The sequence below is a fragment of the Vibrio sp. 10N.222.49.C9 genome (assembly GCF_041474985.1).
Taxonomy (GTDB): Bacteria; Pseudomonadota; Gammaproteobacteria; order Enterobacterales; family Vibrionaceae; genus Vibrio; species Vibrio crassostreae_C.
In genome coordinates this window covers 1-655 of the sequence record NZ_JBFRVD010000806.1, presented here as the reverse complement: position 1 = coordinate 655, position 655 = coordinate 1, and the positions used below count along the sequence as shown (strand labels likewise).

At 47.8% G+C, this 655-nt stretch carries 1 protein-coding gene; it reads right to left on the bottom strand.

All coding sequences use genetic code 11. The features are described from left to right. Positions 1 to 655, bottom strand: a 655-nt coding sequence (locus AB4585_RS25700; protein WP_372171608.1) for an EF-Tu/IF-2/RF-3 family GTPase, incomplete at both ends; no start/stop codon positions are given.

Below are 655 nucleotides of genomic sequence, written 5' to 3'. Positions count from 1 at the left end.
TCATTGACCTTAGCGATTACGCAGATATCTCCAGCTCTGGCATGGTCTATCTCATTGCGGGTTTTGCCTTGCAGTTGATAAAGGTGTCCAATCTTAAAGGCTTTATTGCTCTCATCCACAAAGAGTTGGCTACCTGTATGCAAGTCTCCTTGGAACACTCGAAGGTAGGCCATTTTTCCCATATAAGGGTCAACGCTGACCTTAAACACGTGTGCAACGGTATGCTCCAGCGTCTCACAGTTCACCGGGGTAAGTTTGCCATCTTTTTCGAGCAAAGGAGGGTTGCCTTCATTTGGCATTGGCATGAGCTCACTGAGTGTTTTCAGCAGTAACTCTAACCCAGCCCCGGTTTCTGATGAGACGAAACAAATAGGGACTATGTGTCGTAGGCGCAGAGCTTCTTCAAATGGGTCGTGCAGCTGTGTTGCTGTGAGTGATGAGCCTTGTTCTAGGTAGATTTCCATTAGGTCTTCATCAAGCTCGACGACTTGATCAATCAAGGCCTCGTGCGCAGTATCAACCGCTTGAATAGAGGTCGCAGGCGTGTAGTCAGGCTCAAAGTAGCAATCGATTACATCAGTGCTATCTTCACTTGGTAAATTTAGCGGTAGGCAGTGACTACCAAAGGTGGTTTGGATCTGCGCAAGGAGTTCGG